A 20,180-nucleotide genomic window follows, 5' to 3' on the forward strand; every position below is an offset into this window, starting at 1 on the left:
GGCTTCCGCCTTTCTGAAATTGCGTCACGGGTCGCATTCGCCGTTCGGCCCCCCATGGCGACGGAGCGCCCCCTCGGGCCCGTTGAAGGAATTCCGAGGGGGCGTTTCGATCGATAGCGGAACCGGCGGGATGTCAGCCGATTCGGACGCCGGTCAGCAGTGCTTCACCGTGCCCGACTTGAGGGCGATGTGTCCGTTGTAGATCCATCCCTCGTCGACGCGAGTCCACTGGTTGCCGTACTGGTTGATGGTGTAACACCAGGCATTCAGGTCGCGACCCGGAGCCATGCTGGCCACCGCCTGGCACTCCGCCGCAGGCTCCTTGTAGGCCTTCGCGCCGCCCACGACAACAACAATCCCATTGGACTTATTGCTCGCCGACACGTGATCGCAAGCGGCGGCAGCCGCCGGGCCCGCGGTCGCCACGTTCAGCGCGATGCCGCTCATGGCCAGCGCGGTCGCTCCCAGTGCCGCCGTCAGCTTCTTGTGGAATCGCATGTGCACCCCTCGTTTTCTTACCAAGGTCATCTTGCGAACCTTGATTCAACCGGTAGCCCAGGGTGCTCACCACATGGTTTCCGGAAAACATCTGGCCGAAATGTTCCCCGGCGCGACGCGATTTCGCGAACGGTGACAAGCTCGCCGTCTGTGATCACAACGCGGATGTAAGGCGTACAGCGGGGTGAATCGGCTCGCACCCCTGATAACGGACACATCGGGTGACACGGCGGGATGTGTTTCGGACCTTTGAGTCGTAGCCGAACGGGAAGTGTCCCGGCCTGGAATCGGCCCGGGACACTTCCCGAACGGAGCGACCCTCGGGCCCATTGAAGGAATTCCGAGGAGGCGATTCGATCGATAGCGGAACCGGCGGGATGTCAGCCGATTCCGACGCCGGTCAGCAGTGCTTCACGGTGCCCGACTTGACGGCAATGTGCCCGCTGTAGATCCATCCCCGGTCGACGCGGATCCACTGGTTGCCGTACTGGTTGACGGTGAAGCACCAGGCGTCCAGGTCGACGCCCGGAACCATGCTGGCCACCGCCTGGCACTCCGCCGCGGGCTCCTTGTACGCCTTGGCCCCGCCCACGACCACGACAATCGCGTTGGACTTGTTGGTCGCCGAGACGTGGTCGCAGGCTGCGGCAGCCGCCGGGCCCGCGGTCGCCACGTTCAGCGCGATGCCGCTCAGGGTCAGCGCGGTCGCTCCCAGGGTCGCCGCCAGCTTCTTGTGGAATCTCATGTGCACCCCTCGTTTTCTTACCAAGGTCATCTTGCGAACCTTGATTCAACCGGCAGCCCAGGGTGCTCACCACATGGTTTCCGGAAAACATCTGGCCGAAACGTTCCCCGGCGCGACGCGATTTCGCGAACGGTGACAAGCTCGCCGTCTGTGATCACAACGCGGATGGAATGCATGCCGTGGTGCGAATCGGCTCGCACCCCCAATAGCGGACACATCGGGTGAGGGTGTGTCTGTAGTCGGGCGAGTCGTAAGTCGAATGGGAAGGGTCCCGGGCCTGAAGTCGGCCCGGGACCCTTCCCATTTCCGTGGAGTGCGGAACTAGGAGTTGAGAGCCTTCTGTATTGCGGTATCGAAGTCGGTGACCGACATGGGGGCGCTCTTGCCGTCGCTGCCGGTGAGAATCTTGCCGTCCATGAGGAGCGTCGGAGTCCCCCGGAAACCGTACTTCTCCCTGTCCGTGTCGAACTTGCCGCCCATCACGAGGGCCCACTTGTCGTAGGTCCCCTTCTTCACGGCATTCTGGAATTCCGTGTTGTTCTTGAGCGCGCTCACCGTGTTCGCCACCTCGATCAGGTAGTCGTCGCTCTTGAACTTGTCGTCCTGCTCTTCCGGGTGGTACTTCGCCGAGTAGAGAGCGGTTTTGTACTCGAGGAAGGCCTCGGGGCTGACGTTCAGGGCCGCGCCCAGTGCGCTCAGCGCGCTCTTTGAGCCCTCGCCCGGGACGTTGTCGTCGATGAACGTGGCGCCGACGAACTGAATTTTGAACTTGCCGGCGTCGAGATCCTTCTTGACCGCCGGGCCGACCGTCTGCTCGAACTGGGCGCAGACCGGGCAGCGCGGGTCCTCGTACACCACGAGGGTCTTCTTCGCGGTGCTCTTTCCGATGACGACGGTCGTACCGTCCGTGCCCGTGCTGTTGGCCGGCTTGACCAGCTTCTGCTTTTTCACCGCGTCCCAGCCGCTGGGCTTGTTGGCCTGGACGACGGCGTAACCTATGCCGCCGGCCAGCGCCAGCACGCCGACGGCCGAGAGGGCCACGATGACCTGCCGCTTGACCTTGGCCCGCTTGGCCTCGCGCTCGCGTTCGACGCGCAGCCGCTCCCGCGCCGCCGTCTTCGCCGCCTGGGTGTTCCGCTTGCTCATGTGGGTGTTCTCCTGTGGGACGCGCACGACACGGGTGCGCGGAATACGTGTAGGGGGACGTGGTCGTGCTCAGACGAGGGCGGCCCGGCGCGGTGGGCCGCGGCGTCCCAGGGAGTGCACGAGGATCCGCTCGCGGGCGGTGGCCGCACGGTGCGCGGGCCGCGGCAGGCGGCGGGCCGCCGGGGCACGTCGTACGGTCACGGCGGAGACGGCCAGCAGCAGCGGCCGGAACGTCGTCACGGCGGCCGCCCGCAGCAACTGGGCCAGCGCCCGCTCGCCCCGGCGCAGATACGCGGCGGCGACGGAACCGACGACGACATGGGCGCCGAGGAGCAGCCATGCGGTGGCCGGGTCGGCGTGCGCGAGCACCCCGCCCAGCCTGTCGGGGGCGGCGCCGGCGACCTGGGCCAGCGGTGCGCCGACGCGGGTGCCGTCGCCGCACAGCACGTCCCAGCCGACCGAGGCCAGCGGGCCGGCGACGGGGCCGCCCGCCCGGCCGTAGCAGACGTGCTGGCCGGTGGTGAACACCGTGTCGGCCGCCAGCTCCAGCGGGATCAGCAGTGCGGCGATCCGCCCGAAGCCGCGCTCGCGGCCGGCGAGGGCGTAGGCCAGGCAGAACACGGCGGCCGCGACGGCGGCCACCGTGTTGAGCGGCAGCGGGGCCCGGGACAGCAGGACGTGCGACGCGGTGCTGAGCGTCACGACGAAGGCCGTGAACAGCGCCGCGCGTACGGCTCTGAGTCGGGTCCCGGATATGTCCATGGCGCTGGAAAGTGTGTCACGCGGTGCGGTAAGGGACCGCTAAAGGGTCCCCGTCGGAGCCCTATTCGTTATGGACGCGACAGGACTTCCGTCACAGCCCGGGGATCCGACCGTTGCGGAACAGGTCGACGAAGATCTGGTGGTCCGCACGCGCGCGTGCGCCGTACGCGTGCGCGAAGTCGACCAGGAGCGGCGCGAAGCCGTCCTCGTCGGCCGCGATGGCCGCGTCGATCGCCCGCTCGGTGGAGAACGGCACCAGCGACTCGCCGGAGGTGTCGTCCGCCGCCGCGTGCATCGTGGCCGTGGCCCGGCCCAGGTCGGCGACGACGGCCGCGATCTCCTCCGGGTCGTCGATGTCGCCCCAGTCGAGGTCCACCGCGTACGGCGAGACCTCGGCGACCAGCTGGCCCGCCCCGTCCAGCTCGGTCCAGCCCAGCCACGGGTCCGCGTGCGCCTGCAGGGCACGCTGGGAGATCACCGTGCGGTGGCCCTCGTGCTGGAAGTAGTCGCGGATCGCCGGATCGGTGACATGACGGGAGACCGCCGGGGTCTGCGCCTGCTTGATGTAGATCACGACGTCGTTCTCCAGGGCGTCGCTGTGCCCCTCCAGCAGGATGTTGTACGACGGCAGGCCCGCCGAACCGATGCCGATGCCCCGGCGGCCCACGACGTCCTTCACCCGGTAGGAGTCCGGGCGGGCCAGGGACGTCTCCGGCAGCGTCTCCAGATAGCCGTCGAAGGCCGCCAGCACCTTGTAGCGCGTGGCCGCGTCCAGCTCGATGGCGCCGCCGCCGGGCGCGAAGCGGCGCTCGAAGTCGCGGATCTCGGTCATCGAGTCCAGCAGCCCGAAGCGGGTCAGGGAGCGCGCCACCCGCAGCGCGCCGAGCAGCGGGCCGTCGGCCGTGTCCAGCGTGAACGGGGGCACCTCGTCGCGCTTGGCGCCGCCGGCCAGCGCGTGCACCCGCTCGCGGTACGCGCCCGCGTACACCTCCACCAGCTCGGTGATCTGCTCGTCCGACAGCGCCTTCGCGTACCCGATGAGCGCGATGGAGGCGGAGAACCGCTTCAGGTCCCAGGTGAACGGGCCGACGTACGCCTCGTCGAAGTCGTTGACGTTGAAGATCAGACGGCCCTGGGAGTCCATGTAGGTGCCGAAGTTCTCGGCGTGCAGATCGCCGTGGATCCACACGCGCGAGGTGCGCTCGTCCAGGTACGGGCCGCTGAACTCCCGGCCGTCGCCACGCCCGGGGTTCTCCCGGTCCAGGTCGTGGTAGAAGAGGCAGGCCGTGCCCCGGTAGAAGGCGAAGGCCGACGCGGCCATCTTCCGGAACTTCACGCGGAACGCGGCCGGGTCGGCGGCCAGGAGCGCGCCGAAGGCGGTGTCGAAGACGGCGAGGATCTCCTCGCCGCGAGGCTCGTCGTTGAGCTGCGGAACCGACATCGCGGGGTGCCTCCTGGTGCATGACATGGACGACAGCGTCTCTGTCGTCCTGCAACGTGCGGCCGCGCGCGGAAGTGCCCGCGACCCGCTGAGAAGGTACGCGGGCGAGCCGCCGGAGTGTCACCGCCGAGGCATAGACTTCGACGCTGTCCCCCCTGCCGAGTTTTCCGCCTGGAGGCCGAGTCGTGTCAAAGCCGCCGTTCACGCACCTGCACGTCCACACCCAGTACTCGCTGCTGGACGGTGCCGCGCGGCTCAAGGACATGTTCAGCGCGTGCAACGAGATGGGCATGACCCACATCGCGATGTCCGACCACGGCAACCTGCACGGGGCGTACGACTTCTTCCACTCCGCGAAGAAGGCCGGGGTCACCCCGATCATCGGCATCGAGGCGTATGTCGCGCCCGAGTCGCGCCGCAACAAGCGCAAGATCCAGTGGGGCCAGCCGCACCAGAAGCGCGACGACGTGTCAGGTTCGGGCGGTTACACGCACAAGACGATCTGGGCGGCCGACGCGACGGGCCTGCACAACCTCTTCCGGCTCTCCTCCGACGCCTACGCCGAGGGCTGGCTGCAGAAGTGGCCCCGCATGGACAAGGAGACCATCTCCCAGTGGTCGGAGGGCCTCATCGCCTCCACCGGCTGCCCCTCCGGAGAGCTCCAGACCCGGCTGCGCCTCGGCCAGTTCGACGAAGCGCTGAAGTCGGCCGCCGAGTACCAGGACATCTTCGGCAAGGACCGCTACTTCCTGGAGCTGATGGACCACGGCATCGAGATCGAGCACCGGGTCCGCGACGGGCTGCTGGAGATCGGCAAGAAGCTCGGCATCCCGCCGCTGGTGACCAACGACTCGCACTACACGTACGCGCACGAGGCGGGGGCGCACGACGCGCTGCTGTGCATCCAGACCGGCAAGAACCTCTCCGACCCCGACCGCTTCCGGTTCGACGGCACCGGCTACTACCTGAAGTCCACGGAGGAGATGTACGCCATCGACTCCTCGGACGCGTGGCAGGAGGGCTGCCGCAACACGCTCCTGGTGGCCGAGCAGATCGACACCACCGGGATGTTCGAGGCCAAGAACCTCATGCCCAAGTTCGACATCCCGGAGGGCTACACCGAGGTCACCTGGTTCAAGGAGGAGGTCCGCCGCGGCATGGAGCGCCGCTTCCCCGGCGGCATCCCCGAGGACCGCCAGAAGCAGGTCGAGTACGAGATGGACGTCATCATCCAGATGGGGTTCCCGGGGTACTTCCTCGTCGTCGCCGACTTCATCATGTGGGCCAAGAACAACGGCATCGCGGTCGGCCCCGGCCGAGGCTCCGCCGCCGGCTCGATCGTCGCCTACGCCATGGGCATCACCGACCTCGACCCGATCCCGCACGGCCTGATCTTTGAGCGGTTCCTCAACCCCGAGCGCGTCTCCATGCCCGACGTCGACATCGACTTCGACGAGCGCCGACGCGTCGAGGTGATCCGGTACGTGACCGAGAAGTACGGCGCCGACAAGGTCGCCATGATCGGCACCTACGGCAAGATCAAGGCCAAGAACGCCATCAAGGACTCCGCGCGCGTGCTGGGCTACCCGTACGCGATGGGCGACCGCCTCACCAAGGCGATGCCCGCGGACGTCCTCGGCAAGGGCATCGACCTCAACGGCATCACCGACCCCTCGCACCCCCGCTACAGCGAGGCGGGCGAGATCCGCTCGATGTACGAGAACGAGCCGGACGTGAAGAAGGTCATCGACACCGCCAAGGGCGTCGAGGGCCTGGTCCGGCAGATGGGCGTCCACGCCGCCGGCGTGATCATGTCCAGCGAGACCATCACCGAGCACGTCCCCGTGTGGGTGAGGCACACCGACGGCGTGACCATCACCCAGTGGGACTACCCGAGCTGTGAGTCGCTCGGCCTGCTGAAGATGGACTTCCTCGGCCTGCGCAACCTCACGATCATGGACGACGCCGTCAAGATGGTGAAGTCCAACAAGGGCGTCGACCTGGAGCTGCTGAGCCTCCCGCTGGACGACCCCAAGACCTTCGAACTGCTCCAGCGCGGCGACACCCTCGGCGTCTTCCAGTTCGACGGCGGCCCCATGCGTTCGCTGCTGCGGCTGATGAAGCCCGACAACTTCGAGGACATCTCCGCCGTCTCCGCGCTCTACCGTCCCGGCCCGATGGGCATGGACTCGCACACCAACTACGCGCTGCGCAAGAACAAGCTCCAGGAGATCACCCCGATCCACCCCGAGCTGGAGGAGCCCCTCCGGGAGGTCCTGGACGTCACCTACGGCCTGATCGTCTACCAGGAGCAGGTGCAGAAGGCCGCCCAGATCATCGCCGGGTACTCCCTCGGCGAGGCCGACATCCTCCGCCGCGTGATGGGCAAGAAGAAGCCCGAGGAACTGGCGAAGAACTTCGTCCTCTTCCAGAAGGGCGCCCGCGACAAGGGCTACAGCGACGAGGCCATCCAGGCGCTGTGGGACGTGCTGGTCCCGTTCGCCGGCTACGCGTTCAACAAGGCGCACTCCGCCGCGTACGGCCTGGTCTCGTACTGGACCGCCTACCTGAAGGCGAACTACCCCGCCGAGTACATGGCGGCGCTGCTCACCTCGGTCAAGGACGACAAGGACAAGTCCGCGATCTACCTCAACGAGTGCCGCCGCATGCGCATCAAGGTGCTCCCGCCGAACGTCAACGAGTCCATGTCCAACTTCGCCGCCCAGGGCGACGACGTGATCCTCTTCGGTCTCTCCGCCGTCCGCAACGTCGGCACCAACGTCGTCGAGTCGATCATCAAGTGCCGCAAGGCGAAGGGGAAGTACAGCTCCTTCCCCGACTACCTCGACAAGGTCGAGGCGGTCGTGTGCAACAAGCGCACCACGGAGTCGCTGATCAAGGCCGGGGCCTTCGACACGATGGGGCACACCCGCAAGGGCCTCACCGCGCAGTACGAACCGATGATCGACAACGTGGTCGCGGTCAAGCGCAAGGAGGCCGAGGGGCAGTTCGACCTCTTCGGCGGCATGGGCGAGGAACAGAGCGACGAGCCCGGCTTCGGCCTCGACGTGCAGTTCACCGACGACGAGTGGGACAAGACGTACCTGCTCGCGCAGGAGCGCGAGATGCTCGGCCTGTACGTCTCCGACCACCCGCTGTTCGGGCTGGAGCACGTGCTGTCCGACAAGGCCGACGCGGGCATCTCCCAGCTCACCGGCGGTGACTTCGGAGACGGCGCGGTCGTCACCATCGGCGGCATCATCTCCGGCCTCCAGCGCAAGATGACCAAGCAGGGCAACGCCTGGGCGATCGCCACCGTCGAGGACCTCGCGGGCTCCATCGAGTGCATGTTCTTCCCCGCCACCTACCAGCTCGTGTCGACCCAACTCGTCGAGGACGCCGTCGTCTTCGTCAAGGGACGCCTCGACAAGCGGGAGGACGTGCCGCGGCTGGTCGCGATGGAGCTCCAGGTCCCCGACCTGTCCAACGCGGGCACCAACGCGCCCGTGGTCCTCACCATCCCGGCGGTGAAGGTCACCCCGCCGATGGTCAGCCGCCTCGGCGAGATCCTCAGCCACCACAAGGGCGACAGCGAGGTCCGCATCAAGCTCCAGGGACCCACCAAGACGACGGTGCTGCGCCTGGACCGGCACCGGGTCAAGCCCGACCCGGCGCTCTTCGGCGACCTGAAGGTGCTGCTCGGCCCGTCCTGCCTCGCCGGCTGACCGCGGCGCGGTCGCGCTGACACACCGAGGGGCGCATCCGGCAACGGATGCGCGCCTCGGTGTGTGAAGACGTCAGTTGTGGCCGAAACGCTTCTGCCGGCCCTTGTGCGCCGAGTCGCCGGGTGTCGGCTGCGCGAGGTGCGGTTCGCTCTGCGTCTCCAGGGAGGGCTGCTGGGCCTCCTGCCGACCGCGCTGGGACTGGGGCTGCTTACGCTCACGGTTCTTGTTCTTGGCCATGGGGATCTGCCTCCTTCGAGGGTTGGGGCCAGGGCCGCGACCAGATTCACATAGCCCGACTTACACCGCATGTCGGATAATTACCGTCTGTGACAGGCTCGGTCGGAGCGTCCCGCCCCGAAACGCCACGCCGAAGATCGAGTTCGGGCCGTTAACCCCCGCGCCGTCGGGCAGACTCGAAGCAAGCCCGAAGCAAACCTCCCGGAAAGAGGGTGAGTCGTGTGGACCGCTGCATCGTCCTGGTGGACGCCGGGTATCTGCTGGGGGCCGCCGCGAGTCTCCTCGCCGGGGAGCCCTCACGGTCCCGCATCACCGTCGACCACTCCGCACTCGTCCAGGGACTGCGCGAACAGGCCGAGTCCGACACGGAACGCCCCCTGCTGCGCATCTACTGGTTCGACGGCGCCCCCGACCGCGTCCCGCAGCCCGAGCACCGCCGGCTGCGCGTGATGCCCCGGGTCACCGTCCGCCTGGGTGCCCTGACCCGCAGCGACGGCCGCTGGGCGCAGAAGGGCGTCGACGCCGCCATGCACGCCGAGCTGACCGAACTGGCCCGCAACCGCGCCTGCTCCGACGTCGTGCTGGTCACCGGCGACGGCGATCTGCTGCCCGGCATGATGGCCGCCAAGGAGCACGGAGTCGCCGTCCACCTGTGGGCCGTCCAGGCCGCCGACGGCGACTACAACCAGTCCGAGGACCTGGTCGCCGAGGCCGACGAACGGCGCGTGCTGGACCGTACGTGGATCACCAAGGCCGTCCGCGCCAAGGACCTCGGCGGCGTCTGCGCGCCCCAGCCCGCGCCCCGGCCCGAGATCGCCGCGATCCTCTCCGCGCCGTTGCCCGACTCCGGCCTCGCCCCCGCCGGCGAGCGGCCCCCCGAGGAGGGCGAGCGCGCGCCCGCGCCCCCCGCCTCCGGCAACGGCACGCAGGAACGCCTCCCCACGCCGAAGGGCGTCCCCACCCCCAAGGACCTCGCCGCACTGCGCGCCCCCGGCGCCCAGACCGTCCAGCACCCCCCGACGGCGACCCTGCGCTGGTCCTCCGACAAGGGCTGGGTCGACCGGCCCGGCGTCGCCGCCGAGCCCGCCGAGGCCTCCTCCATGCCGACGCTCGCCCAGCTCACCACGGCCGAGCAGCGGTGGGCCGACCGCGAGGAGGACATCACCACCGTCGGCGGCGACCCCTTCGAGGTCGGGCAGGTCTTCGCCCGGCGCTGGACGGACCGCCTCGGCGACCAGAGCCATCTGCAGAAGCTGTCCGGCATGTACCCGCGCATCCCCCACCGCGTCGACGGCGAACTCCTGCGCTACGCGGCCCGCTTCGGCCTGCTCGCCCACAAGGACGACCAGATCGACGAACACGACCGCTACGCCATCCGTGCGGGCTTCTGGAGAGAGGTCGACATCCGCACGGCAGCGGAACGAACCCCGGCCGCCGACTGAACGACGCACCGCGCACGGGGTGACCCGACCGTCGGGAGTCGTGCGGGGGAATGGGGAATGCCTCGGAGAAGGTGGCTGGATGCCCCCGAGGGGGAGTGGGCGGTGTGGACCCCGTAGTCTCGTCCCTTGTGAGTACGCGCGCGGCATCGGCACCTCGGCACCGGCATGAGGTCGTGTGCGCCGTGCGCGACCTGACCAAGACCTACCCGGCGGTGCGCGGGCGGCGCGGATCACCCGCCACGCCGGAGGTCCGCGCCACCGACGACGTACGGCTGGAGGTCCGGCGCGGCGAGATCTTCGGGCTGCTCGGGCCGAACGGGGCCGGCAAGTCCACCCTCGTCCGCCAGGTCACCGGGCTGATGCGCCCCGACACGGGCAGCGTGGAGATCCTCGGCCACGACATCGTGCGCCACCCCGAGCGGGCCGCCCGCCTCCTCGCCTACCTCGGTCAGGAGTCCACCGCGCTCGACGACCTCACCGTCTCCCTCGCCGCCGAGACCACCGGACGCCTGCGCGGCCTCGACGTGGGGCAGGCCCGCCGCGAGCGCGACGACGTCCTCGACGAACTCGGGCTCACCCCGATCGCCGGACGGCCGCTGCGCAAGCTCTCCGGCGGACAGCGCCGGCTGGCCTGCTTCGCGACCGCCCTGGTGGGGGAGCGGCCCCTGCTGGTGCTGGACGAGCCGACCACCGGCATGGACCCCGTCGCCCGGCGCGCCGTGTGGTCCGCGGTGGACCGGCGGCGCGCCGAGCGCGGGACCACCGTCCTGCTCGTCACCCACAACGTCATCGAGGCCGAGACCGTCCTTGACCGGGTCGCCGTCCTCGACCGGGGCCGCGTCATCGCCTGCGACACGCCGTCCGGGCTGAAGGAACGCGTCGCCGGCGAGGTGCGGGTGGAGCTGGTGTGGCGGGAGCGGCCCCCGCTGGACGTGCCGGAGGTCGCCGCGCTGCGCGAGCGGGCGCTGGAGGCCGGGCGCCGCTGGACGCTGCGACTGGCCCCCGAGGAGGCCCGCGCGATCGTCGCCACCGTCACCGGCGGGGCCGCCTTCGCCGCCCTGGACGACTTCACCCTCGCCACGCCAAGCCTGGAGGACGTCTATTTGGCGCTGGGCGGCGCCGCGCGCCAAGGGCTGGTGAGGGTGTGAGCGCACAGGCCGCCGGCACCGGCGCCACGGCGACCGGGTCGAGCACGACAGCCACGGCATCCGTACCGAACAGGACGACTGGCGGAGTGGACTTTCGAGAGGGAGAGCAGCGCGACGTGAGTGTCGTACCCGCAGAGGTTCTGCCGAACGGCGTCCTCGCCGTGGACGGGCAGCCGGCCCGGGAGGCGGCCGAGCTCGGCCCGCGGGCCCGGCTGTGGCCGTCGCTCGTGGCCGTCTACCGGGCGCAGCTGTCCCGCGCGCGCGTGGCGCGCATCCCGCTGCTGTTCGTGGCGACCTTCCAGTCCGTCGGCATCCTGATCATGATGCGCGGGGTCGTCGACGGCGGGCGCGAGGCGCAGGCCGTGGTCGCCGGCTCGGCGGTCCTCGTCGTCGCCTTCGTGGCGCTGAACCTGCTCGCGCAGTACTTCGGCCAGTTGCGGGCGAGCGGGGGCCTGGACCACTACGCGACGCTCCCGGTGCCGCCCGCGGCGGTCGTGCTGGGCGCGGCGGGCGCGTACGCGTCCTTCACCGTCCCGGGGACGCTGGTGACGGCCCTCTTCGGCTGCGCGCTGTTCGGGCTGCCGGTGGCCCACCTGTGGGTGCTGGCGCTGGTGATCCCGCTCGCGGGCGCCGCGCTGTCCGGGCTCGGCGCGGCCTTCGGGCTGCTCGCGCCCCGGCCCGAGCTGGCCACCGTGCTCGGCCAGCTCGGCATGTCCGCGGCGCTGTTGCTCGGCGTGCTGCCGCCCGACCGGATGCCGGAGGCGGTCCGTTTCGCCCGCGACCTGCTGCCCTCCACCTACGGCGTCGAGGCCTTCGCGCGGACCTTCCGGACGAGCCCCGACTGGGCCTTCGTCCTCGGCGACCTCGCGGTGTGCGCCGCTGTCGGCGTCGTCTCCCTTGGCGTCGCGACCTGGGCGTACCGTCGGGCCGCCGTCCGATGACGCGTCCCACCGGGTCGCCTGGCACGATGTCAGGGTGACCGCACCGCTGACTCCCCCTCCGCCCCCGCACGACCCGTCCGCGCACGAGGCCTGGCCCCCGCCGGGCGGACACCCGGGGTATCCGGGCGCGGCGGCCCCCGCCTCGTACGGGCAGGACGGCCCGGGCATGAAGACCGAGCTGCGGGAAGCCGCCGTGGTCACCGTCGCGGTCACGGTCGCCGGCCTGGTCCTCGGACTGCTGTGGGTGTGGCTCGCGCCGCGGCTGCCGCTGGTCGGCGGCGTGCTGGACGGTCGCTGGGTGGTCTACCCGGCCGACGCCGAGGGCGAACAGGCCGCGGGCGCGGACGGGACGTTCACGCTGCTGGCGCTGGCCTGCGGCGCGTTGAGCGCGCTCGCGGTCTTCCTGTGGCGGCGGCGCGGCGGGGTGCCCCTGATCGTCGCGCTGGCCGTCGGCGGCTTCCTCGCGTCGCTCGTGGCGTGGCGGCTCGGGATATGGCTGGGCCCGGCCCAGGACGTCATCGCGTCCGCGAAGGCGGCGGGGCAGGGGAAGACGTTCTCCGGCCCGCTGAAGCTCACCGCGAAGGGCGCCTGGCTGGCCTGGCCGGTGGCCGCACTCCTGGTCCACCTCGCCCTCACCGCCCTGTTCGGCCCTCGCGACCCCGAGCCGTACCCCCAGGCACCGCCCCCGAAGACCCCCGACGGCGACCCCGCCCAGCCGGCCGAGTAACACTCAGCCCCACAGCCGAGCCGGCCGGCCCCGGCCACGGAGGCCCGCCCCGGCCACGGAGGCCCGCTCGGGCACGGAAGCCCGTCCGCCCACCGAGGCCCGCCCCGGGCACGGAGGCCCGCCCCGGGCACAAAGGCCCGCTCGGATTACGCGCGGCCGATCGGGGCCAGTACCGCGCCGGTGAGTTCGGCGAGTGCGGTGGGGGACAGCTCGACCTCCAGGCCTCGCCGGCCCGCCGAGACGCACACGGTGGCGTGGGCCTTCGCCGAGTCGTCGAGCACCGTGGGCAGCCGCTTGCGCTGGCCCAGGGGCGAGATGCCGCCGCGCACATAGCCCGTGGTGCGCTCAGCGAGCGCCGGGTCCGCCATGGCCGCGCGCTTGCCGCCGACCGCGGAGGCGAGCGCCTTCAGGTCCAGCGAGCCCGCTACGGGGACCACCGCGACGGTCAGCGCGCCGTCGACGTCCGCGACGAGGGTCTTGAAGACCCGGTCGGGGGAGACGCCCATCGCCTCGGCCGCCTCCTCGCCGTAGGAGGGGTGGGCCGGGTCGTGGTCGTAGGAGTGGACGGTGAAGTCCACGCCCGCGGCCGTCAGGGCCACCGTGGCGGGTGTGCCGCCGGCCTGCTGGGTCTTCCTGGCCTTCTTCGCCATGCCTGCCTTTCCGTCCGTCAGTTCAGGCTCGTCGGCGCGCGCGTCAGATCGGCGGCGGGCAGCGAGGGCAGGCTGCGCAGGATCGCCGTCTCCGCGCGCAGCAGCTCCAGCTCGTCGCGCAGCCGGGAGGCGGTGTCCGGGGCCTGGAGCAGCCGCTGCTTGGCCGGGGTGTCCAGCATCATCGCGGCGGCCACCAGGTACGACACCACCGACGGGTCGTCCGGCAGGTCCGTGCCGGTGGCCAGCGTGCGCTCACGTGCTCCCGCCAGCCGCTTCTGGTACTGGCGGAAGGCCCGCAGCACGCCCTCAGCGAGCGTGCCCGCCTCGTCGCCCTGCTCCTCCGGCAGCTCCTCCAGCTCCGCCGTCAGGAACGCCCCCGACGCCTCCACCGACACGAGCCGCGCCCGGGTCGTGCCGGTCGCCAGCACCTCGAAGGTGCCGTCGGCCCGCTCCCGGATCGTCGCCGCGTCGGCCACGCAGCCCACGCCGTGGAACGCCCGCGCCGGGTCCTCGCCGAAGCCGGCCGCGGGCCCCCGCTGGGGGGTGGCCGTCGGGTCGGGCATGCCGGGGGAGCTGGGCGCCACTTCGTGGCCGTCGCGGATGGCGACGACGGCGAAGCGGCGCGGTTCCTCCTCGGGCGTCTTCAACAAGTCGCGCATCAGGGCGCGATAGCGCTCCTCGAAGACGTTGAGCGGGAGGACTAGCCCCGGGAACAGCACCGAGTTCAGGGGGAAGAGCGGCAGCCGGACGGTGGTCACGGCGCAGAAGCCTAGTGGCCTTGGGGGCGCGCGTGCTCCCCGTGCCCACCGAGTGGATGCCCCGACGGCTGCCCGGAGGGTCCCGCGACCACGCCCTCGCGCACCGCGAGGAAGTGTCCCAGCGGGTCGTCCGACAGCCGGCCCCAGGGGAAGGACGTGGCGTACGGGCCGATCAGGCGCAGCTGGGCGAGGGCGTCGTCGCGTCGGCCGAGGCGGACCAGGACGTACGTCAGGAGGTTGCGGATCTCGGCCGTCCACGGGTCGGCGGCGGGGAAGCGCGCCGACAGGACCGCGGCCCGGTCCGCGGCGTCGTCGAGCCGGGCGCGCGGCACCTCGGGACCGCAGCCGTCGGTCAGGTACGCGAAGGCCGCGCGGACCGGCATCGCCTGGAGGAGCGAGTGCGCCGGGGCGTCCTGCGCGGCCCGGTCGGCGAAGTCGAAGCACTCGCGGTGCGAGCCGTGCCAGGACTCGGCGAGATAGCGCTTGGCGGCCACATGGCAGCCGTAGTGGTGCGGGGCGCGCCGCACGGCGGCCTCCCACAGCTCGCCGAAGTACTTGTGGCCGGCGCGGGTGCCGCGCGCGTGGTCCAGCGCGATCCGCCACGGCACCGGGTCGCGGACGTCGGCCTGCGCGGCCGCCGTGATCAGCGGGCTCACCTCGCGCAGCAGCTCGGTGCGGGCCGGCGAGGGCCAGGCGCGGGTCACCGCGAGCTGGGCGGCCACCAGCAGGACGTCGGGGTCGCGCGGCGCGACGGCACGCCACTCCTCGAACCACTCGGGGCGCGAACACGCGAAGGACGCGAGGCGGGTCGCGTAGCGGTCGCGGTACTCCCAGTCGGCCCGCTCGCGGGTGTCGGCCAGGAGCGCGGCGGCGGCCTCGTACGTGCCGAGCCCGGCCGCGACCAGCGCGGGTCCGAGACGGTCGTCGGGCGCGTCGAGGAGCACCTCGTCGTCGGCGGGGAGCCCTGCGAGGAGGTGGGGGGCGAGGGTCCGCGCGTGTCGGGACGCGACCGTCCGGGGGGCACGGATGAAGGGGGGCAGCAGAGCCATGGTTTCGCTATTGAAAAGCCGCGACTCCCGGATGCGCCAGAGGGCGACGGCAACCTGTAGAAAGTTGTACGACCGTAGGTCAAGGGAAGGTAAAACTGCGCCCCGGTGGTGACGCAGCGGGCCAGGGCGGGGTCAGCCGCGCCGGAGCAGCCGTGTCGCGCCCGCCGCCACCGTCGTGGCCAGGATCCAGCCCAGCAGGATCATCGCGGCCTGGAGCCACTGCCAGCCGCCGTTCAGACGCCACTGGCCGGTCTGGCCGAGGTCTATCACCGGCAGCAGCAGATCCAGGGTGAACAGCGCCGGGTTGTACGGCGGGTGCCCCTGCGGGTTCACCGGCGGATGGTCGGCGTGCGCGAACGCGAGCGAACCCGCCGCCCACAGCACCGCCATCCACACCGCGGCCCGGCCCGGCCGGTAGCCGTAGGCGACGGCCCAGTCCTGCACGTACCCCCACAGCTTCGCCGCCGGCGGAAGCGTCTCGCGCCGCCTGCGCTGCTTGGCCAGCAGCACCTCGCGCGCGTCCTCGTCCTCACCGCCGGACCGCAGCACCGCCGCCAGCCGCTCGTACGGCTCCGGCTGGTACTCGGCGGTCGCAGCCGCCACCCACTCCAGCCGCTCGGCCAGCGGGAACGGGCCCTGCGGCACCAGATTCTCGTAAGCGAAGCCGCCCATGTGCAGACGCCCCGGGCCCGGCCAGGCGGCCGCGCGGTCCACCAGGTTGACCACCCGCGCCCCCGACAGCACCACCTTGCCCCGCTGCGGCTTCTCCCCCAAGAAACGCAGTTCGGGCGTCTGCACCCGGCGCAGCGACAGCTCCTGCTCGTCGGTGAGGTCGAAACGGGCCCGCTCCAGGTCGACGGCGTCCCCGAAGCGCCCGTCGTCCAGCCGCACCCCGCCCCGGCACTCGAAGCGCTGGACGCGCGTCCCGCGCGCGGGCGTCGTCCCGCTGAGCGCCGTGCCGCCCACGCCCGCTGGCGTCAGATAGACCGAGCGCTCCACGGTCAGCTGCGGCGCGTTCAGTGCGAACCGGGTGTACGGGTTCGTCAGCCGGGCCCCGCGCAGACTCAGCGACACGCCGATCTTGGCGCTGCGCAGCCGCAGCTCACCGTGCGACTCCAGCAGCTCGGCCTGGAGGTCCTGGCCGACGGTCAGACCGTCGGCGGCGATCGAGCGCCCGGTGCGGTCGCGGTAGACGATCGCCTGGTTGAGCAGCAGATCGGTGCCTATGTGCGCGTCGGTGAGCCGCACCCCGTTGTGGAAGCGGCAGCGCGGCAGATGCAGGTCGCCCTCCGTCTGGAGCCTGGCCGCCTCCAGCCGGGGCACCGAGCAGTCGACCATCCGCAGCGTCGTCACCCGCGCCTCCGGGAGCAGGACGTCCCGCTCGAACCGGCAGCGTTCCAGCTCGACGTACGGCTCCACCGTGCCGCCCGCCAGGTCGAGCGTGCCGCTGATCCGCACGCCGGTCAGCTTCAGCGAGGACACCCGGCCCGCGAGCGCGGTCGGCCCCGCCAGCAGCAGCCAGGCCACGATCCGCGCCCGCACCGTGCGCTCCTCGCCCCACGGATGGCCCCCGTGCGGATCGTCGACGACCGCCTCGCCACTGCTCAGGTCGTACACACTGCCGTTGCGGAAGGCCTCCCACATGCCCGCCTCGGCGGCGGTCAGATCCTCCGGCACGTCCTGCCCGGCGTGGACGCCGGCCCCCTCCGTCACGCTGTCGTGTCCCTCCTGCTGCTCACGGCTCACGGTCCCCGCGCAACCCGTTGATGCCCGCCCCGCCACCGCCTGACGCTACGGCTGAGGGGGATCTTCCGGATCCGGCCACGTTCTGTATCAGCCATTGATACGCGCGGACGCCCCCCGATTCCGGTCTGAGACAATTGACGACGTGCTCTCCCGAATCGATCTGCGCGGCGACGCCCTCCCCGAGGGCCCCGCCCTGCGCGACCTGCTGCCCCGAGCCGACTTCGACGTCTCGGCCGCCCTGGAGAAGGTGCGCCCGATCTGCGAGGCCGTGCATCATCGGGGCGACGCGGCACTGATCGACTTCGCCGAGAAGTTCGACGGGGTCCGCCTCGACCAGGTGCGAGTGCCCGCCGAGGCCCTCAAGCGCGCGCTTGAGGAACTCGACCCGGCCGTGCGCGCGGCCTTGGAGGAGTCCGTCCGCCGCGCCCGCCTCGTCCACCGCGCGCAGCGCCGTGAGACGCACACCACCCAGGTCGTGCCGGGCGGCACCGTGACCGAGAAGTGGGTCCCCGTGGACCGCGTCGGGCTGTACGCGCCCGGCGGGCGGTCGGTCTACCCGTCCTCCGTGGTGATGAACGTCGTCCCGGCCCAGGAGGCCGGCGTCGGGTCCATCGCGCTCGCCTCCCCGGCGCAGGCCGACTTCGGCGGCCTGCCCCACCCGACGATCCTCGCCGCGTGCGCCCTGCTCGGCGTCGACGAGGTGTACGCCGCGGGCGGCGCGACCGCCGTCGCGATGTTCGCGCACGGCACCGAGTCCTGCCCGCCCGCCAACATGGTCACCGGGCCCGGCAACATCTGGGTCGCCGCAGCCAAGCGCTACTTCACCGGCAAGATCGGCATCGACGCCGAGGCCGGCCCGACCGAGATCGCGGTCCTCGCCGACTCCACGGCCGACCCGGTGCACGTCGCCGCCGACCTCATCAGCCAGGCCGAGCACGACCCGCTGGCCGCCGCCGTGCTGGTCACCGACTCCGTCGAGCTGGCGGACGCGGTCGAGAAGGAGCTGCAGCCGCAGGTCGCGGCCACCCGGCACATCGACGACCGGATCGTCCCCGCCCTCGAGGGCCGGCAGTCCGCGATCGTCCTCGTCGACGGCGTCGAGGAGGGCCTGCGGGTCGTCGACGCCTACGGCGCGGAGCACCTGGAGATCCAGACCGCCGACGCGGCCGCCGTCGCCGCCCGGGTGCGCAACGCCGGCGCGGTCTTCGTCGGCCCCTGGGCCCCGGTCTCCCTCGGCGACTACGCCGCCGGCTCCAACCACGTCCTGCCCACCGGCGGCTGCGCCTGCCACTCCTCCGGCCTGTCCGTGCAGTCCTTCCTGCGCGGCATCCACATCGTCGACTACACGCGCGAGGCGCTGGCCGACGTCGCGCACCACGTGGTCACGCTGGCGGAGGCGGAGGACCTGCCGGCGCACGGCGCGGCGATCAAGGCAAGGTTCGGCTGGAAGGTACCGACGAGCAAGTGAACCTCGGAATCGACGATCTTCCCGTACGGGACGAGCTGCGCGGCAAGTCCCCCTACGGCGCGCCCCAGTTGGACGTCCCCGTACGGCTGAACACCAACGAGAACCCCTACCCGCTGCCCGAGCCGCTGGTCGAGCGGATCGCCGAGCGGGTGCGCGAGGCCGCCCGGGACCTCAACCGCTACCCGGACCGCGACGCCGTCGAACTGCGCACCCGGCTCGCCGAATACCTCACCGACACCTCCGGGTACGAGGTCGGGCTCGCCAACGTCTGGGCGGCCAACGGCTCCAACGAGGTCATCCAGCAACTGCTGCAGACCTTCGGCGGGCCCGGCCGCAGCGCGATCGGCTTCGAGCCGTCGTACTCGATGCACGGCCTCATCGCGCGCGGCACCGGCACCGGCTGGATCTCCGGCCCGCGCCACGACGACTTCACCATCGACGTCGCCGCCGCGCGGAAGGCCATCGCGGAGCACCGGCCCGACGTCGTCTTCGTCACCACCCCCAACAACCCCACCGGCACCGCCGTCCCGGCCGAGACCGTCCTCGCCCTGTACGAGGCGGCGCAGGCCGCCAAGCCGTCCATGGTGATCGTGGACGAGGCGTACATCGAGTTCAGCCACGGCGACTCGCTGCTGCCGCTGCTCGAAGACCGGCCGAATCTCGTCGTCTCCCGCACGATGTCCAAGGCCTTCGGCGCGGCCGGACTGCGCCTCGGCTACCTCGCCGCGCACCCGGCCGTCGTGGACGCCGTGCAGCTGGTCCGGCTGCCCTACCACCTGTCGGCCGTCACGCAGGCGACCGCCCTGGCCGCGCTGGAGCACACCGGCACACTGCTGAAGTACGTCGAGCAGCTGAAGGGGGAGCGGGACCGCCTGGTCGGCGAACTGCTGGCCCTCGGCTACGAGGTGACCGCCTCGGACGCCAACTTCGTGCAGTTCGGCCGGTTCGACGACGCCCACGACGTCTGGCGGAAGATCCTCGACCGGGGCGTCCTGGTCCGGGACAACGGCGTGCCCGGGTGGCTGCGGGTCACCGCCGGCACGCCCGAAGAGAACGACGCGTTCCTCGACGCGGTCCGGGAGATCAAGAAGGAGCAGGGTTCATGACTCGCGTTGGACGCGTGGAGCGTACGACCAAGGAGACGGCCGTCCTGGTCGAGATCGACCTCGACGGCACCGGGAAGACCGACATCGCCACCGGCGTCGGCTTCTACGACCACATGCTCGACCAGCTCGGCCGGCACGGTCTGTTCGACCTCACCGTCAAGACCGACGGCGACCTGCACATCGACTCCCACCACACCATCGAGGACACCGCGCTCGCGCTCGGCGCCGCCTTCCGGCAGGCCCTCGGCGACAAGGTGGGCATCTACCGCTTCGGCAACTGCACGGTCCCGCTGGACGAGTCCCTCGCCCAGGTCACCGTCGACCTCTCCGGCCGCCCCTACCTCGTGCACACCGAGCCCGAGAAGATGGCGCCGATGATCGGCGAGTACGACACCACCATGACCCGGCACATCCTGGAGTCCTTCGTCGCCCAGGCGCAGATCGCGCTGCACGTGCACGTGCCCTACGGGCGCAACGCGCACCACATCGTGGAGTGCCAGTTCAAGGCACTGGCCCGGGCCCTGCGCTACGCGTCCGAGCGGGACCCGCGCGCGGCCGGCATCCTCCCGTCCACGAAGGGCGCGCTGTAGG

General features: G+C 71.2%; 18 protein-coding genes. 8 read left to right on the forward strand and 10 right to left on the reverse strand.

Going from position 1 to position 20,180, the window contains the following annotated elements; translation table 11 throughout:
- Positions 1-153: 153 nt before the first annotated feature.
- The 5 genes from EV567_RS04400 to EV567_RS04420 form a co-directional block, all read right to left on the reverse strand.
- Positions 154-498 (reverse strand): hypothetical protein, encoded by a 345-nt coding sequence (locus EV567_RS04400; protein WP_130437233.1) that lies wholly within the window; start codon positions 496-498, stop codon positions 154-156.
- A gap of 400 nt (positions 499-898) precedes the next feature.
- On the reverse strand, positions 899-1,243 hold the full coding sequence (locus tag EV567_RS04405) for a hypothetical protein (RefSeq protein WP_130437234.1): 345 nt from the start codon (positions 1,241-1,243) through the stop codon (positions 899-901).
- A 321-nt stretch (positions 1,244-1,564) separates the two neighbouring features.
- Entirely contained in the window at positions 1,565-2,389 is an 825-nt protein-coding gene (locus tag EV567_RS04410; protein WP_130437235.1) for a thioredoxin domain-containing protein, read from the reverse strand.
- 69 nt (positions 2,390-2,458) lie between these two features.
- Complete coding sequence (locus tag EV567_RS04415; RefSeq protein WP_130437236.1) at positions 2,459-3,151, reverse strand: hypothetical protein; 693 nt, start codon at positions 3,149-3,151, stop codon at positions 2,459-2,461.
- A gap of 91 nt (positions 3,152-3,242) precedes the next feature.
- Positions 3,243-4,592 (reverse strand): DUF2252 domain-containing protein, encoded by a 1,350-nt coding sequence (locus EV567_RS04420; RefSeq protein ID WP_130437237.1) that lies wholly within the window; start codon positions 4,590-4,592, stop codon positions 3,243-3,245.
- A gap of 185 nt (positions 4,593-4,777) precedes the next feature.
- On the opposite strand from EV567_RS04420, the gene dnaE reads away from it, so the two are divergent.
- Positions 4,778-8,317 (forward strand): DNA polymerase III subunit alpha, encoded by a 3,540-nt coding sequence (dnaE, locus tag EV567_RS04425; RefSeq protein WP_130437238.1) that lies wholly within the window; start codon positions 4,778-4,780, stop codon positions 8,315-8,317.
- 72 nt (positions 8,318-8,389) lie between these two features.
- Here dnaE and EV567_RS27760 read toward each other — a convergent pair whose 3' ends face one another.
- On the reverse strand, positions 8,390-8,554 hold the full coding sequence (locus tag EV567_RS27760) for a hypothetical protein (RefSeq protein ID WP_165430298.1): 165 nt from the start codon (positions 8,552-8,554) through the stop codon (positions 8,390-8,392).
- Positions 8,555-8,775: 221 nt separating this feature from the next.
- On the opposite strand from EV567_RS27760, the gene EV567_RS04430 reads away from it, so the two are divergent.
- The 4 genes from EV567_RS04430 to EV567_RS04445 all read left to right on the forward strand — a co-directional run bounded on the left by EV567_RS04430 (position 8,776) and on the right by EV567_RS04445 (position 12,812).
- On the forward strand, positions 8,776-9,996 hold the full coding sequence (locus EV567_RS04430) for an NYN domain-containing protein (RefSeq protein WP_130437239.1): 1,221 nt from the start codon (positions 8,776-8,778) through the stop codon (positions 9,994-9,996).
- Positions 9,997-10,169: 173 nt separating this feature from the next.
- Entirely contained in the window at positions 10,170-11,144 is a 975-nt protein-coding gene (locus tag EV567_RS04435) for an ABC transporter ATP-binding protein (RefSeq protein WP_130437240.1), read from the forward strand.
- Positions 11,145-11,260: 116 nt separating this feature from the next.
- Positions 11,261-12,085: an ABC transporter permease gene (locus EV567_RS04440; RefSeq protein ID WP_130437241.1), complete on the forward strand. Its 825-nt coding sequence runs from the start codon at positions 11,261-11,263 to the stop codon at positions 12,083-12,085.
- Between the two features lie 34 nt (positions 12,086-12,119).
- On the forward strand, positions 12,120-12,812 hold the full coding sequence (locus EV567_RS04445) for an AAA family ATPase (RefSeq protein WP_130437242.1): 693 nt from the start codon (positions 12,120-12,122) through the stop codon (positions 12,810-12,812).
- 146 nt (positions 12,813-12,958) lie between these two features.
- On the opposite strand, the gene ybaK is transcribed toward EV567_RS04445, so the two are convergent.
- The 4 genes from ybaK to EV567_RS04465 form a co-directional block, all read right to left on the reverse strand.
- Positions 12,959-13,462 carry a Cys-tRNA(Pro) deacylase gene (gene ybaK, locus EV567_RS04450; protein WP_130437243.1) on the reverse strand — a complete coding sequence of 168 codons (504 nt, stop codon included), beginning with the start codon at positions 13,460-13,462 and terminating at the stop codon, positions 12,959-12,961.
- Positions 13,463-13,479: 17 nt separating this feature from the next.
- Positions 13,480-14,220, reverse strand: coding sequence for an LON peptidase substrate-binding domain-containing protein (locus EV567_RS04455; RefSeq protein WP_130437244.1), 741 nt, complete (start codon positions 14,218-14,220; stop codon positions 13,480-13,482).
- A gap of 11 nt (positions 14,221-14,231) precedes the next feature.
- On the reverse strand, positions 14,232-15,269 hold the full coding sequence (locus tag EV567_RS04460; protein ID WP_130437245.1) for a hypothetical protein: 1,038 nt from the start codon (positions 15,267-15,269) through the stop codon (positions 14,232-14,234).
- A 132-nt stretch (positions 15,270-15,401) separates the two neighbouring features.
- Complete coding sequence (locus EV567_RS04465) at positions 15,402-16,982, reverse strand: oxidoreductase (RefSeq protein ID WP_130437571.1); 1,581 nt, start codon at positions 16,980-16,982, stop codon at positions 15,402-15,404.
- Between the two features lie 175 nt (positions 16,983-17,157).
- Between EV567_RS04465 and hisD the strand changes: the two genes are divergently transcribed.
- Genes hisD through hisB form a run of 3 tightly spaced genes read left to right on the forward strand, consistent with a single transcriptional unit; the run spans position 17,158 to position 20,179 of the window.
- On the forward strand, positions 17,158-18,483 hold the full coding sequence (hisD, locus tag EV567_RS04470) for a histidinol dehydrogenase (protein WP_130437246.1): 1,326 nt from the start codon (positions 17,158-17,160) through the stop codon (positions 18,481-18,483).
- Entirely contained in the window at positions 18,480-19,589 is a 1,110-nt protein-coding gene (locus EV567_RS04475; protein WP_130437247.1) for a histidinol-phosphate transaminase, read from the forward strand. Before hisD ends, EV567_RS04475 begins: the two co-directional genes overlap by 4 nt.
- Positions 19,586-20,179 (forward strand): imidazoleglycerol-phosphate dehydratase HisB, encoded by a 594-nt coding sequence (gene hisB, locus EV567_RS04480; protein WP_130437248.1) that lies wholly within the window; start codon positions 19,586-19,588, stop codon positions 20,177-20,179. The genes EV567_RS04475 and hisB overlap by 4 nt, the downstream gene beginning before the upstream one ends.
- Position 20,180: the final 1 nt, after the last annotated feature.

The organism is Streptomyces sp. BK239, assembly GCF_004217285.1.
Taxonomy (GTDB): domain Bacteria; phylum Actinomycetota; class Actinomycetes; order Streptomycetales; family Streptomycetaceae; genus Streptomyces.